This window comes from Pseudomonas sp. LG1E9 (genome assembly GCF_003290225.1).
In the GTDB taxonomy this organism is placed as follows: Bacteria; Pseudomonadota; Gammaproteobacteria; order Pseudomonadales; family Pseudomonadaceae; genus Aquipseudomonas; species Aquipseudomonas cyclaminis.
The window spans coordinates 283,695-297,675 of the sequence record NZ_CP029983.1; the positions used below are offsets into that span (position 1 = coordinate 283,695).

18 protein-coding genes are annotated in these 13,981 nt (G+C 61.8%); 15 read left to right on the plus strand and 3 right to left on the minus strand.

Going from position 1 to position 13,981, the window contains the following annotated elements; translation table 11 throughout:
* Positions 1-37: 37 nt before the first annotated feature.
* The 5 genes from DNK50_RS01495 (at position 38) to DNK50_RS01515 (ending at position 3,921) form a co-directional block, all read left to right on the plus strand.
* Positions 38-607: a YqgE/AlgH family protein gene (locus DNK50_RS01495; RefSeq protein WP_099585836.1), complete on the plus strand. Its 570-nt coding sequence runs from the start codon at positions 38-40 to the stop codon at positions 605-607.
* Positions 607-1,044, plus strand: coding sequence for a Holliday junction resolvase RuvX (gene ruvX / locus DNK50_RS01500; RefSeq protein ID WP_112192666.1), 438 nt, complete (start codon positions 607-609; stop codon positions 1,042-1,044). The genes DNK50_RS01495 and ruvX overlap by 1 nt, the downstream gene beginning before the upstream one ends.
* Before the next feature lie 73 nt (positions 1,045-1,117).
* Positions 1,118-1,624, plus strand: a complete 507-nt coding sequence (gene pyrR, locus DNK50_RS01505) for a bifunctional pyr operon transcriptional regulator/uracil phosphoribosyltransferase PyrR (protein WP_099585837.1) — start codon at positions 1,118-1,120, stop codon at positions 1,622-1,624.
* A 24-nt stretch (positions 1,625-1,648) separates the two neighbouring features.
* A complete protein-coding gene (locus DNK50_RS01510) occupies positions 1,649-2,653 on the plus strand; it encodes an aspartate carbamoyltransferase catalytic subunit (RefSeq protein ID WP_099585838.1) in 1,005 nt (334 codons plus the stop codon).
* Positions 2,650-3,921: a dihydroorotase gene (locus DNK50_RS01515; RefSeq protein WP_112192667.1), complete on the plus strand. Its 1,272-nt coding sequence runs from the start codon at positions 2,650-2,652 to the stop codon at positions 3,919-3,921. Before DNK50_RS01510 ends, DNK50_RS01515 begins: the two co-directional genes overlap by 4 nt.
* Positions 3,922-4,037: 116 nt before the next feature.
* Here the strand turns inward: DNK50_RS01515 and DNK50_RS01520 are convergent, their stop codons facing one another.
* Entirely contained in the window at positions 4,038-4,466 is a 429-nt protein-coding gene (locus DNK50_RS01520; RefSeq protein ID WP_099585840.1) for a TM2 domain-containing protein, read from the minus strand.
* 250 nt (positions 4,467-4,716) lie between these two features.
* Here DNK50_RS01520 and DNK50_RS01525 point away from each other — a divergent pair, with 250 nt between their 5' ends.
* Entirely contained in the window at positions 4,717-5,355 is a 639-nt protein-coding gene (locus DNK50_RS01525) for a C40 family peptidase (protein WP_112192668.1), read from the plus strand.
* Between the two features lie 79 nt (positions 5,356-5,434).
* Here the strand turns inward: DNK50_RS01525 and DNK50_RS01530 are convergent, their stop codons facing one another.
* Positions 5,435-6,469, minus strand: a complete 1,035-nt coding sequence (locus DNK50_RS01530; RefSeq protein WP_099585842.1) for a type IV pilus twitching motility protein PilT — start codon at positions 6,467-6,469, stop codon at positions 5,435-5,437.
* Positions 6,470-6,526: 57 nt separating this feature from the next.
* Between DNK50_RS01530 and DNK50_RS01535 the strand changes: the two genes are divergently transcribed.
* The 9 genes from DNK50_RS01535 to DNK50_RS01575 all read left to right on the plus strand — a co-directional run bounded on the left by DNK50_RS01535 (position 6,527) and on the right by DNK50_RS01575 (position 13,164).
* Positions 6,527-7,213: a YggS family pyridoxal phosphate-dependent enzyme gene (locus DNK50_RS01535; RefSeq protein WP_112192669.1), complete on the plus strand. Its 687-nt coding sequence runs from the start codon at positions 6,527-6,529 to the stop codon at positions 7,211-7,213.
* 33 nt (positions 7,214-7,246) lie between these two features.
* Positions 7,247-8,065, plus strand: a complete 819-nt coding sequence (gene proC / locus DNK50_RS01540) for a pyrroline-5-carboxylate reductase (protein WP_112192670.1) — start codon at positions 7,247-7,249, stop codon at positions 8,063-8,065.
* Positions 8,066-8,074: 9 nt separating this feature from the next.
* Positions 8,075-8,665: a YggT family protein gene (locus tag DNK50_RS01545; protein WP_099585845.1), complete on the plus strand. Its 591-nt coding sequence runs from the start codon at positions 8,075-8,077 to the stop codon at positions 8,663-8,665.
* A gap of 118 nt (positions 8,666-8,783) precedes the next feature.
* Positions 8,784-9,926 (plus strand): homoserine O-acetyltransferase, encoded by a 1,143-nt coding sequence (locus DNK50_RS01550; protein WP_112192671.1) that lies wholly within the window; start codon positions 8,784-8,786, stop codon positions 9,924-9,926.
* A 28-nt stretch (positions 9,927-9,954) separates the two neighbouring features.
* On the plus strand, positions 9,955-10,575 hold the full coding sequence (metW, locus tag DNK50_RS01555) for a methionine biosynthesis protein MetW (protein WP_112192672.1): 621 nt from the start codon (positions 9,955-9,957) through the stop codon (positions 10,573-10,575).
* Positions 10,576-10,596: 21 nt separating this feature from the next.
* Positions 10,597-11,031, plus strand: coding sequence for a DUF4426 domain-containing protein (locus DNK50_RS01560; protein ID WP_099585847.1), 435 nt, complete (start codon positions 10,597-10,599; stop codon positions 11,029-11,031).
* Complete coding sequence (gene rdgB / locus DNK50_RS01565) at positions 11,028-11,624, plus strand: RdgB/HAM1 family non-canonical purine NTP pyrophosphatase (RefSeq protein WP_112192673.1); 597 nt, start codon at positions 11,028-11,030, stop codon at positions 11,622-11,624. Before DNK50_RS01560 ends, rdgB begins: the two co-directional genes overlap by 4 nt.
* Positions 11,621-12,823 (plus strand): radical SAM family heme chaperone HemW, encoded by a 1,203-nt coding sequence (hemW, locus tag DNK50_RS01570; RefSeq protein WP_112192674.1) that lies wholly within the window; start codon positions 11,621-11,623, stop codon positions 12,821-12,823. Before rdgB ends, hemW begins: the two co-directional genes overlap by 4 nt.
* Before the next feature lie 17 nt (positions 12,824-12,840).
* A complete protein-coding gene (locus DNK50_RS01575) occupies positions 12,841-13,164 on the plus strand; it encodes a DUF3392 domain-containing protein (protein ID WP_016972961.1) in 324 nt (107 codons plus the stop codon).
* Positions 13,165-13,246: 82 nt separating this feature from the next.
* Here the strand turns inward: DNK50_RS01575 and trmB are convergent, their stop codons facing one another.
* Positions 13,247-13,975 carry a tRNA (guanosine(46)-N7)-methyltransferase TrmB gene (gene trmB / locus DNK50_RS01580; RefSeq protein WP_099585850.1) on the minus strand — a complete coding sequence of 243 codons (729 nt, stop codon included), beginning with the start codon at positions 13,973-13,975 and terminating at the stop codon, positions 13,247-13,249.
* Positions 13,976-13,981: the final 6 nt, after the last annotated feature.

Here is a 13,981-nt window from a genome sequence, read left to right on the forward strand (position 1 = left end):
CTTGTCAGTTCGCCCCTCCAACGCCACACTAGCGGACATGAAAAATGTCAGCCCGACCTACCTCAAGCACCAATTCCTGATCGCCATGCCCCATATGGCCGACCCGAACTTTGCGCACACCTTGACCTACATCGTCGAGCACACGGCCAAGGGTGCCATGGGGTTGGTGGTGAATCGGCCACAAGCGCTGAACCTGGCCGATATCCTTGAGCAATTGCGCCCCGAGATCGATCCGCCGGCCCGTTGCCAGGGTGTTCCGATCTACATCGGCGGGCCGGTACAGACGGATCGCGGCTTTGTGCTGCACCCGACCGGGCCGACGTTCCAGGCCACGGTGGACCTGGACGGCGTGTCGCTGTCCACCTCCCAGGACGTGTTGTTCGCCATCGCCGACGGCGTAGGCCCCGAGCAAAGTGTGATCACCCTGGGCTACGCCGGCTGGGAAGCCGGGCAACTGGAAGCCGAACTGGCCAGCAATGCCTGGCTGACCTGCCCGTTTGATGCCGACATTCTGTTCAACACTGCCAGCGAACTACGCCTGGAAGCGGCCGCCGCCAAGCTGCGCGTCAACCTCAGCCTGCTGACCAGCCAGGCGGGGCACGCCTGATGGCCTTGCGTCTGATCCTCGGCTTTGACTACGGCACCAAACAGATCGGCGTAGCCGTCGGCCAGGTAATCACCGGCCAGGCCCGTGATCTGTGCACCCTGAAGGCCCAGAACGGCATACCGGACTGGAACCAGGTCGAAGCCCTCATTAAAGAGTGGAAGCCCGACGCGGTAGTGGTCGGCCTGCCCCTGAACATGGACGGCACCCCCAGCGACATGTGCCTGCGCGCCGAAAAGTTCGCCCGCCGCCTCAACGGCCGCTACAACATTCCCTTCTATACCCACGACGAACGCCTGACGACCTTTGAAGCCAAGGGTGAACGCCGCGACCGTGGCGGGCAGAAAGGCAGCTACCGCGACAACCCCGTGGACGCCATCGCCGCTGCCTTGCTGTTGCAGGGCTGGCTGGATGAAAACACCGCTTTATTTGAATCCTGACTGACGCGGCCTGCCGCGTCTTCTTACGTTTGAGCCCGGAACTTGCCTACAGCAAGGCCTTGAAGGAGCCACCATGAGCCTGCCGAACCCCGCCGAACTGATCAGCCAGATGGCAATACGCCTCAAGGCTAACCTGGAACACCGTGGCATCAGCGAGCCGCGCTTCATCGGCATTCGCACCGGTGGCGTGTGGGTGGCCCAGGCGCTGCTGGAAGCACTGGGCAGCGATTCGCCCCTGGGCACCCTGGACGTATCCTTTTACCGCGATGACTTCAGCCAGAACGGCCTGCATCCACAAGTGCGCCCGTCGGCCCTGCCGTTCGAGATCGAAGGCCAGCACCTGGTGCTGATCGACGACGTGCTGATGAGCGGCCGCACCATCCGCGCCGCCATGAACGAGCTGTTCGACTACGGCCGCCCGGCCAGTATCACGCTGGTCTGCCTGCTGGACCTGGATGCCGGCGAGTTGCCGATCAGCCCGGATGTGGTCGGCGCCACACTGTCGCTGCAAGCCCGGCAACGGGTAAAATTGTCCGGTCCCACGCCGCTCGAACTCGAACTGCAAGACCTTGCCCTTTAAACCGCCTTGTACAGAGTCCCCGCGATGACGCCTCTAGATGCCAAGCGCCCGCTGCAGCTCAATGCTCAGGGCCAGTTGCAACACTTTTTGTCCCTCGATGGTTTGCCCCGCGAACTGCTCACCGAAATCCTCGACACGGCCGATTCGTTTCTCGAAGTCGGTGGCCGGGCGGTGAAGAAAGTCCCGTTGCTGCGCGGCAAAACCATCTGCAACGTGTTCTTCGAGAACTCCACGCGCACCCGCACCACCTTTGAACTGGCGGCCCAGCGGCTGTCGGCCGACGTGATCACGCTGAACGTGTCCACGTCGTCGGCGAGCAAGGGCGAAACCCTGCTCGACACCCTGCGCAACCTGGAAGCCATGGCCGCCGACATGTTCGTGGTGCGCCACGGCGACTCCGGCGCCGCGCACTTTATCGCCGAGCACGTGTGCCCCCAGGTGGCGATCATCAACGGCGGCGACGGCCGTCACGCCCACCCGACCCAGGGCATGCTCGACATGCTCACCATCCGTCGGCACAAGGGCAGCTTTGAAAACCTCTCGGTGGCCATCGTCGGCGACATCCTGCACTCGCGGGTCGCACGCTCGAACATGCTGGCCCTGAAAACCCTGGGCTGCCCGGATATCCGCGTGATCGCGCCAAAAACCCTGCTGCCCATCGGCATCGAGCAATACGGCGTGAAGGTCTACACCGACATGGCCGAAGGCCTCAAGGATGTCGATGTGGTGATCATGCTGCGCCTGCAACGCGAGCGCATGTCCGGCGGCCTGCTGCCGAGCGAGGGTGAGTTCTACCGCCTGTTCGGCCTGACCACCGCACGCCTGGCCGGCGCCAAGCCGGACGCCATCGTGATGCACCCAGGCCCGATCAACCGAGGGGTGGAGATTGAGTCGGCGGTGGCCGACGGCAGCCAGTCGGTGATTCTCAACCAAGTGACCTACGGCATCGCCGTGCGCATGGCCGTATTGTCCATGGCCATGAGCGGACAAACCGCGCAACGTCAATTCGAGCAGGAGAACGCCCAGTGAAGCTCAGCATTCTTGGCGCTCGCGTTATCGATCCGGCCAGTGGCCTGGATCAAGTCACCGATCTTCATCTGGAGGCCGGCAAGATCATCGCCATTGGCGCCGCTCCCGGCGGTTTCAGCCCCAGCGAGACGATCGACGCCAAAGGCCTGGTGGCCGCGCCCGGGCTGGTGGACCTGAACGTCGCCCTGCGCGAGCCGGGCTACAGCCGCAAAGGCAGCATCGCCAGCGAAACCCGCGCCGCTGCGGCCGGTGGCGTGACCAGCCTGTGCTGCCCGCCGCACACCAAGCCCGTTCTGGACACCTCGGCCGTGACCGAGCTGATCCTCGACCGCGCCCGTGAAGCCGGCAATTGCAAAGTGTTCCCCATCGGCGCCCTGAGCAAAGGCCTGGACGGCGAACAACTCGCCGAACTGATCGCCCTGCGCGACGCCGGGTGTGTAGCCTTCGGCAACGGCCTGGAGAGTTTCCGCAGCACCCGCACCCTGTGCCGCGCCTTGGAATACGCCGCCACCTTCGACCTGACGGTGATCTTCCACTCCCAGGACCGCGACCTGGCCGAAGGTGGCCTGGCCCATGAAGGCGCCGTGGCCAGTTTCCTCGGCCTGCCGGGCATCCCGGAAACCGCCGAGACCGTGGCCCTGGCCCGTGACCTGCTGCTGGTGGAGCAAAGTGGTGTGCGTGCGCATTTCAGCCAGTTGACCAGCGCACGCGGTGTCGCCCTGATCGCCCAGGCGCAGGCCCGTGGGTTGCCGGTGACAGCGGATGTGGCGTTGTATCAGCTGATCCTGACGGATGAGGCACTGATCGATTTCTCCAGCCTGTACCACGTGCAACCGCCGCTGCGCACCCTGGCCGATCGCGAAGGTTTGCGCGCGGCGGTGAAGTCCGGTGTGGTCTCGGCGATTTCCAGCCACCACCAGCCCCACGAGCGTGATGCCAAGCTGGCGCCGTTTGGTGCGACCGAGCCGGGTATCAGCAGCGTTGAGCTGTTGCTGCCGCTGGCGATGACGTTGGTGGAAGACGGCTTGCTGGATTTGCCGACACTGCTGGCACGCCTGAGCGCCGGCCCGGCTGAGGCATTGCGCCTGCCGGCGGGTAAGTTGGCGGTGGGTGCGGCGGCGGACCTGGTGCTGTTTGACCCGGCCAGCTCCACGATTGCCGGGGAACACTGGCTGTCCAAGGGTGAGAACTGCCCGTTCATCGGGCATAGCCTGCCGGCGACGGTGCGTTATACCTTGGTGGATGGGCGGATCAGCTACCAGGCCTAAAATAAGGTGGGGCTCGCTCGCGAATGCGGTGTATCAGTCATGTAGATGTCGACTGACATTCAGCATTCGCGGGCAAGCCCGCTCCCACACTGGGTTCTGCGCAGGCCTCTAAAGATTCAGCGGCCGCCGTTGCGCTCGGCATTGCGAATCGAAACCTGGGTATTCAACGTCCAGAAGTCATACAGCACGCCCACCAGGAACAAGCCCCCCGTCAGCAGGTAGATCAGCCCCGTGATCCATTTGCCCTGGTACATGCGGTGCACGCCAAACACGCCAAGAAACGTCAACAGAATCCAGGCCACGTTGTATTCGATGGGGCCGGCGGTAAAACGCAGGTCGGCTTCACGGTCCATCGCAGGGATCAGGAACAGGTCGATCAGCCAGCCGATACCCAGCAAACCCAGGGTAAGAAACCAGATCGTGCCGGTTACCGGTTTACCGTAATAGAAGCGGTGCGCGCCGGTAAACCCGAAAATCCACAGCAGGTAACCGATCACTTTACTGTGAGTGTCTTGTCGCGGCCCAACCTGTTGATAGGTGTTCATGGCGTACCTCTTTTGCTTCGATAGATAAATTTTTTCATTTTCTTTGTGACTTTTTTACGGGCGCCCGACGTACGGCAAATGGTATCGTCCCACCCCTGAAAGCCTTATGCCACCTGACTTGTGTAGGACAATTGCGGCAATTCGTCGCGTATTTCCTGATTTTGACGTCAAGGTTCAGTCGACAAACGGCCTGAGATCGACACAAAAAGCTGTTATAAAGTTGCGCGCAAACCCATAAGAGCCACGCCTGATGCGACCATTTTTAAAGACATGGCTAACCATTTGCCTATTAATGCCATTGGCCGCCCACGCCACCAATCGTGAGCAACGACTTCCAAACGTCAACGGTTTCACCCCTAAAGTCCACAGCACGCCAAGCACTTCCAAATCGGCAAAGCCGACCGTCAGCCGCCCGACCCAACTGAGCAAAGCCCACGGTAAAGCAGTTCCCGGCCTGGTGGCAGCCAACACCAAGCAAAGCAGCAACGTCCTCAGCCGTGCCGTCAACGTGCTCGGTACACCTTATCGTTGGGGCGGCAGCAGCCCAAGTAAAGGGTTCGACTGCAGCGGCCTGGTGAAATATGCATTCAACGACGTCGCCGCCGTGGATCTGCCGCGCACTTCCAACGCCATGGCCGCCGGCCACGGGCAGAAGGTTGATCGCAAGGACCTGAAACCGGGTGACCTGCTGTTCTTCAAACTGAAGAGCCGCCAGGTGAACCACGTTGCCATCTACCTGGGCAACGACCGTTTTATCCACGCACCGCGCCGTGGAAAGTCGGTGAGCATCGACACGCTGAAAAAGCCGTTCTGGGACAAGAACTACGTGATTGCCAAGCGGGTGCTGCCTAAAGAGCAGAACAACAACCTGCGGGTCGTCCAGCGCTGATCTTCAGCTGAAATGCAGTAATCAATGTGGGAGGGGGCAAGCCCCTTCCCACATTTGGATCTCCTTATGTCTCCCGATCTTATATATCCCCAGGCACCCTCGCCTTCTCCCGCGCATCCTCTCGGCTGACCAGCCCTTCGCTGACCAACGCCTTCAAGCTCATATCCAGCGTTTTCATCCCCAACGCCCCACCGGTCTGAATCGCCGAGACCATCTGCGCCACCTTGTCCTCACGAATCAAGTTACGAATGGCCGGCGTGCCCAGCATGATTTCATGGGCCGCCACGCGCCCGCCGCCATGCTTTTTCACCAGTACCTGGGATACCACCGCCTGCAACGACTCGGACAGCATCGAGCGGACCATGGCTTTTTCGCCGGCCGGGAACACGTCCACCAGCCTGTCCACGGTCTTTGCCGCCGAGGTGGTGTGCAGGGTGCCAAACACCAGATGCCCGGTCTCAGCCGCCGTCAGCGCCAGGCGGATGGTTTCCAGGTCACGCAATTCGCCCACCAGAATCACGTCGGGGTCTTCACGCAGCGCCGAACGCAGGGCCGCCGAAAAACTGTGGGTGTCGCGGTGCACCTGGCGCTGATTGATCAGCGCGGTTTTCGGCCTGTGGATAAATTCGATGGGGTCTTCCAGCGTGAGGATGTGCTGGCGCCGGTGTTGGTTGAGATAGTCGATCATGGCGGCCAGAGTGGTGGACTTGCCGGAGCCCGTAGGCCCGGTGACCAGCACAAGACCACGGGGCAATTGGGCGATCCGCTGGAACACTTCCCCCAGGCCCAGGCTTTCCAGGCTCTGGACGTCGGCCGGGATGGTGCGAAACACCGCGCCCATGCCGCGATCCTGCTGGAACACATTCGCCCGGAACCGCGCCACGCCTGGCAGCTCGAAGGCAAAATCCGTTTCAAGAGATGTTTCGAAATCCTTTTGTTGGTATTGGTTGAGCAAAGGGCTCAATAAATCCGCCACTTGCACAGCTGAAAGCACCGGGCAATCCATCGGCCAGATTTCGCCATCGATTCGCAACATGGGCGCCAGCCCAGCCGACAGGTGCAGGTCGCAGGCGCCACGGCGCACGCCAGCCACCAGTAATTCAGTGATATCCATAGGGCTTTCCATTTCCAGTAGAATGCCGCGGACTCCATATCCACGGGCGCATCTTGAATGTCGACGATAGCAGACAACATCGGCCAGGTTAGCCAGCGCATCCGCGCCGCAGCCGACGCCGTGCAACGTGACGCAAGCAGCATCCACCTGCTGGCCGTGAGCAAGACCAAACCCGCCCAAGCCGTGCGTGAAGCCTACGCCGCCGGTATGTGCGACTTTGGCGAGAACTACCTGCAGGAAGCCTTGGGCAAACAGGCCGAATTAACCGACCTGCCCTTGAGTTGGCACTTCATCGGCCCCATTCAATCGAACAAGACGCGCGCTATCGCCGAGAACTTCGCTTGGGTGCATTCCGTGGACCGCCTCAAAATTGCACAACGCCTGTCCGAACAACGCCCGGCCGACCTGCCACCGCTGAATATCTGCATCCAGGTCAATGTCAGTGGCGAAGCCAGCAAGTCCGGCTGTACGCCCGCCGACCTGCCGGCCCTGGTCGATGCGATCAGCGCCCTGCCGCGCCTGACGCTGCGCGGCCTGATGGCAATCCCCGAGCCGACCGAAGATCGCGCCGAGCAAGATGCAGCATTCGCCACCGTTCGCGACCTGCAAGCCAGTTTGAACCTGCCGCTGGACACTCTTTCCATGGGCATGAGCCATGACCTTGAGTCGGCCATCGCCCAAGGCGCCACCTGGGTGCGGATCGGTACCGCACTGTTTGGTGCCCGTGATTACGGCCAGCCGTGAAATGGCTGACCTCCCTCTGAATAAGGACCTGTCATGAGCAACACGCGTATTGCCTTTATCGGCGCCGGCAACATGGCGGCCAGCCTGATCGGTGGCCTGCGGGCCAAGGGCCTGGACGCCGCGCAGATCCGCGCCAGCGATCCGGGCGCAGACACCCGTGCGCGCGTCAGCGCCGAGCACGGTATCGACACCTTCGCCGACAACGCCGAAGCCATCCGGGGCGTCGACGTGATCGTGCTGGCGGTCAAGCCACAGGCCATGAAGGCCGTGTGCGAAAGCCTGCGCCCGAACCTGAAACCGCATCAGTTGGTGGTGTCCATCGCCGCCGGCATTACCTGCGCCAGCATGAACAACTGGCTCGGTGCCCAGCCTATCGTGCGCTGTATGCCCAACACTCCGGCCCTGCTGCGCCAAGGCGTGAGCGGTTTGTACGCCACTGCCGAGGTCAGTGCCGAGCAACGTGACCAGGCCCAGGAGCTGCTGTCAGCCGTGGGCATTGCCCTGTGGCTGGAACAGGAACAACAACTGGACGCGGTCACCGCTGTCTCCGGCAGCGGCCCGGCGTACTTCTTCCTGCTGATCGAAGCCATGACCGCGGCTGGCGTGAAACTGGGCCTGCCACGGGAAGTCGCTGAGCAACTGTCCGAGCAAACCGCCTTGGGCGCTGCGAAGATGGCCGTCTCCAGCGATGTGGATGCCGCCGAACTGCGCCGCCGCGTGACATCCCCAGGCGGCACCACGCAGGCCGCCATTGAATCGTTCCAGGCCGGGGGCTTTGAAGCCCTGGTGGAAAAAGCACTGGGTGCCGCTGCGCACCGATCGGCCGAAATGGCCGAACAACTGGGCAACTAAGGAGCCAACATGATTGGTTTGAACACCGCAGCCGTCTACGTGCTGCAAACCCTCGGCAGCCTTTACCTGCTGATCGTGCTGTTGCGTTTCGTGCTGCAACTGGTACGCGCCAACTTCTACAACCCGCTCTGCCAGTTCATCGTCAAGGCCACCCAGCCGTTGCTCAAGCCGCTGCGCCGAGTGATCCCGAGCCTGTTCGGCCTGGACATGTCCTCGCTGGTGCTGGCGATCCTGGTGCAGTTGGCCTTGATGGCGCTGACCCTGCTGCTGACCTACGGCACCACCGGCAATTTCGTACAGTTGCTGATCTGGGCAATCATCGGCGTGACCGCGCTGTTCCTGAAGATTTTCTTCTTCGCCATGATCATCAGCGTGATCCTGTCCTGGGTCGCCCCGGGCAGCCACAACCCTGGCGCCGAGCTGGTCAACCAGATCTGCGAGCCGGCCCTGGCGCCGTTCCGCCGTCTGCTGCCGAACCTGGGCGGCCTGGATATCTCGCCGATCCTCGCGTTCATGGTGCTCAAGCTGCTGGACATGCTAGTGATCAACAACCTGGCGGCCATGACCGGGATGCCAGAGATTCTGCGCTTGCTGATCTGATGTGAACAAAGGTGGGAGGGACTTGCTCCCTCCCTCATTTCGCACCGCGCAGGCCTTTGCTTGCCGCTGGGTGCAGCGGTCTTTAGACTTACGCCTCATTTAAACGAGAGCAGGGTCGATGCCAGCTGCCTTCCCCCCCGATTCTGTTGGACTGGTCGTGCCCCAAGTGGCGCACTTCAGCGAACCCCTGGCCTTGGCCTGCGGCCGTTCGCTACCCGCCTACGACCTGATCTACGAAACCTATGGCCAACTGAACGCCACGGCGAGCAACGCTGTGCTGATCTGCCACGCCTTGTCCGGCCATCACCATGCTGCGGGTTTCCACAGTGCCGACGAGCGCAAGCCCGGCTGGTGGGACAGCTGCATCGGTCCCGGCAAGCCCATCGACACCAACAAGTTCTTTGTGGTCAGCCTGAACAACCTCGGCGGCTGCAACGGCTCCACCGGCCCCAGCAGCCTCAACCCGGAAACCGGCAAGCCGTTCGGCGCCGACTTCCCGGTGCTCACCGTGGAAGACTGGGTGCACAGCCAGGCGCGTCTCGCCGACCTGCTGGGCATCAGCCAATGGGCCGCCGTGATCGGTGGCAGCCTGGGCGGTATGCAGGCGCTGCAATGGACCATCACTTACCCAGACCGCGTGCGCCATTGCCTGGCCATTGCCTCGGCCCCCAAGTTGTCGGCACAGAACATCGCCTTCAACGAAGTGGCGCGCCAGGCAATCCTCACCGACCCCGAGTTCCACGGCGGTTCGTTCCAGGAAGCCGGTGTGATTCCCAAGCGCGGCCTGATGCTGGCGCGGATGGTCGGGCATATCACCTACCTGTCCGACGACTCCATGGGCGAGAAATTCGGCCGTGGTCTCAAAAGCGAGAAGCTCAACTACGACTTCCACAGCGTCGAATTCCAGGTGGAAAGCTACCTGCGTTATCAGGGCGAGGAGTTCTCCGGGCGTTTCGACGCCAACACCTACCTGCTGATGACCAAGGCTTTGGACTACTTCGACCCAGCCGCCAACTTTGATGACGACCTGGCGAAAACCTTCGAAGGCGCCACGGCCAAGTTCTGCGTGATGTCGTTCACCACCGACTGGCGCTTCTCGCCGGCGCGCTCCCGTGAGCTGGTGGACGCGCTGATGGCTGCACGCAAAGACGTCTGCTACCTGGAGATCGATGCTCCGCAAGGCCACGACGCCTTCCTGATCCCGATCCCGCGTTATTTGCAGGCTTTTAGCAACTACATGAACCGCATTTCGCTTATATGAATTGCTTACGCTTTGAGGTGAGAACGCCATGAGAGCCGACCTGGACATCATCCAAGACTGGATCCCCGCCGGCAGCCGCGTGCTCGACCTGGGCTGCGGCGATGGCGAACTGCTGAGCTGGCTGCGCGACAACAAGCAAGTCACCGGCTACGGCTTGGAAAACGCCCCAGACAACATCGCCCAATGCGTGGCCAAGGGCATCAACGTGATCGAGCAGGACCTGGACAAGGGCCTGGGCAACTTTGCCAGCAACAGTTTCGACATCGTGGTGATGACCCAGGCCCTGCAAGCAGTGCACTACCCGGACCGCATCCTCGACGAAATGCTACGCGTGGGTCGCCAGTGCATTATCACCTTCCCCAACTTCGGCCACTGGCGCTGCCGCTGGTACCTGGCGACCAAGGGTCGCATGCCGGTGTCGGATTTCCTGCCGTACACCTGGTACAACACGCCGAACATCCACTTCTGCACCTTCGAAGACTTCGAAGCGCTGTGTGGCGAGCGTGAAGCCAAGGTGATCAACCGCCTTGCCGTCGATCAACAGCACCGCCACGGCTGGGCGAGTAAACTATGGCCCAATCTGTTGGGCGAAATCGGTATCTACCGGGTCAGCAGCCCTGGTCTGACCGACCACAAAATTGCCGTCTAAGCATTTTCGAGAGGGACGTTTATGAGTCGCTTGGCTATTTTTCTACTGACCGCATGCCTGGGCGCCAATGCCATGGCTGCGGACACTATCGACGCTAATCGCAAGAAAGACTTCGGTGATATCACCGTGCACTACAACACCTTCACCTCAAGCTTCCTGCCACCCGAAACCGCCCAAAAAGCCGGCGTGGTACGCAGCAAGGAGAAGGGTTTGATCAATGTGACCGTGATCAAGGGCGTGGCCCCAGTCGCGGCCCAAGTGACCGGTACCATCAAGGACCTGGGCGGCAAGAGCGAGATGCTGACGTTCAAGCAAATCGAAGAAAAAGGCGGGATCAGCTACCTCGCGCCCTACTCCGTGACCCAGCGTGAATACAAGACCTTTACCATCAACGTTGAAACTGGCGGCAAAGCCCATAGCTTCCAGTTCAACCAGGAACTGTTTCCGGCGCAATGATGAACCTTACTCAACTGGTACTGGCCAGCCATAACGCCGGCAAACTCAAAGAACTCCAGGCCATGCTCGGCGAGTCGGTGCAACTGCGCTCGATTGGCGAGTTCAGCCAGGTCGAGCCGGAAGAGACCGGCTTGTCGTTCGTCGAGAATGCCATCCTCAAAGCGCGGAATGCCGCACGTATTTCCGGCCTGCCGGCGTTGGCGGATGACTCGGGGTTGGCGGTGGATTTCCTCGGCGGCGCACCCGGCATTTATTCGGCGCGCTACGCCGATGGCAAAGGTGACGCGGCCAACAATGCCAAGCTGCTGGACGCCCTCAAGGACGTGCCGGACGCGATGCGCGGTGCGCAGTTCGTCTGCGTGCTGGCTCTGGTACGCCACGCGGACGACCCGTTGCCAATCCTGTGCGAAGGCCTGTGGCACGGGCGCATCCTGCATGCGGCCAGCGGTGAGCATGGCTTTGGCTATGACCCGCTGTTCTGGGTGCCGGAGCGCAACGTCTCCAGCGCCGAACTGAGCCCGACCGACAAGAACCAGATCAGCCACCGCGCCCGCGCAATGGATTTGCTGCGCCAACGCCTGAGCCTGAAATGACCCACGACACCCCGGCGCTGCCGCTGATCCACGGCGGCGCGCAAACACCCCGGGCGGCCCTGCCTGTGCTGCCGCCCCTGGCGCTGTATATCCACATCCCGTGGTGCGTGCGCAAATGCCCGTATTGCGACTTCAACTCCCACACCGCAAGCAAAGTGCTGCCGGAAGAAGAGTATGTGGACGCCCTGCTGGCCGACCTGGACCAGGACCTGCACGCCGTATATGGCCGGGAGTTGAGCTCGATTTTCTTTGGTGGCGGCACGCCCAGCCTGTTCAGCGCCGCAGCACTGGGCCGCCTGCTCAAAGGTGTAGAAGCGCGCATTGCGTTTGCCGGCGATATCGAGATAACCCTGGAAGCCAACCCCGGCACGTTCGAACAAGAGAAGTTCGTGGCGTACCGCAAGCTGGGGATCAACCGCCTGTCCATCGGCATCCAGAGCTTCCAGCAGGAAAAACTCCAGGCCCTGGGCCGCATCCACAATGGCGATGAAGCTGTACGCGCCGCCGGTATGGCGCGCCAGGCCGGGTTCGATAACTTCAACCTGGACTTGATGCACGGCTTGCCCGATCAGTCCCTGGACGACGCCCTCGACGACCTGCGCCAGGCCATCGCGCTCAAGCCCACGCATTTGTCGTGGTACCAGCTGACCCTGGAACCCAACACCGTGTTCTGGAACCAGCCGCCAGCGCTGCCGGAAGACGACACCCTGTGGGACATCCAGGAAGCTGGCCAGGCACTGCTGGCCGAACACGGTTACGCCCAATATGAAGTATCGGCCTATGCCCAACCGGGCCGACCGGCGCGACATAACCTGAATTACTGGAGCTTCGGCGACTTTATTGGCATCGGCGCCGGCGCCCACGGCAAGCTCAGCCACCCGGACGGGCGCATTGTGCGCACCTGGAAAACCCGTGCGCCAAAGGACTACCTCAACCCGGCCAAAAGCTTCCAGGCCGGCGCGAAGGAACTGACCAACGACGAGCTACCCTTCGAATTCCTGATGAATGCCTTGCGCCTCAGCGAAGGCGTCGACGCCAAGCTCTACGCCGAGCGCACCGGCCTCGACCTGGCAAGCCTCGACGAGGCACGTCGCGAGGCAGAACAAAGTGGCTTAATGCAGGTCGAACCGTCACGCCTGGCGGCCACCGACCGTGGGCAACTCTTTCTCAATGACCTGTTGCAGAAGTTTTTGAGCTGACGCTCTAAGGAAGTCACATGGATTTGGTACTCGACCTGCTCGCCACCGTATCCCGCTGGAGCCGCAGCAACCTGTCGGAAATCTCCCTGGCCCTTGTGGGCTGTTTGCTGGTGCTGTTCGGCGCCGACATCAAGGGCTGGGTCGAAGCACGCCTGGGCAGCATCGCCGGCGCCTTGCGCGTGCCGCTGATGGCACTGGTGTGCATGATCGGCAGCGGTGCGGCGTTGATCTATGCCACACCGTGGATTGTGCGGGGGTTGAGCCAGTTCAATAACTACAGCCTGGCGCCGGTGCTGGTGGTGGTGCTGGTATTGATTGGGGTAGTCGCAGACCGCCGCTGACCTCAAACCCAACACAAATACAAATGTGGGAGGGGGCAAGCCCCCTCCCACATTTTTTACTGCATTTCAATTCGAAAGCGGGTCAGGCCAGCTTCTCGAACTTCAAATCCCAAACCCCATGCCCCAACCGCTCACCGCGACGTTCGAACTTGGTGATCGGCCGCTCAGCCGGGCGTGGCACGCATTTGCCGTCTTGCGCCAGGTTGCGGTAGCCAGGGGCAACGTCCATCACTTCCAGCATGTATTCGGCATAGGGCTCCCAATCGGTGGCCATGTGCAGGATGCCGCCAACCTTGAGCTTGCTGCGCACCAGTTCCGCAAAGGACGCCTGGACGATGCGGCGCTTGTGGTGACGGGATTTGTGCCATGGGTCCGGGAAGAAGAGCATCAGGCGGTCGAGGCTGTTGTCGGCAATGCAGCGGTTGAGCACTTCAATCGCGTCGCAGTCGTAGACGCGCAGGTTGGTCAGGCCTTGGGTCAGCACGCCGTTAAGCAGTGCGCCGACACCTGGGCGGTGCACTTCCACGCCGATGAAGTCCTGGTCCGGCGCGGCGGCGGCCATTTCCAGCAGGGAATGGCCCATGCCGAAACCGATCTCCAGGGAACGCGGCGCCGAGCGGCCGAACACTTGGTCGTAGTCCACCGGCGCATCGGCCAGGGGCAATACGAACAGCGGCGTGCCTTGCTCCAGGCCCTTTTGCTGGCCTTCGGTCATGCGACCGGCGCGCATCACAAAGCTCTTGATGCGGCGGTGCTTGGACTCGTCGCCTGCGGCTTCCACGGTGTTCGGCGTTTCGTTTGATTCAGTCATCAATGG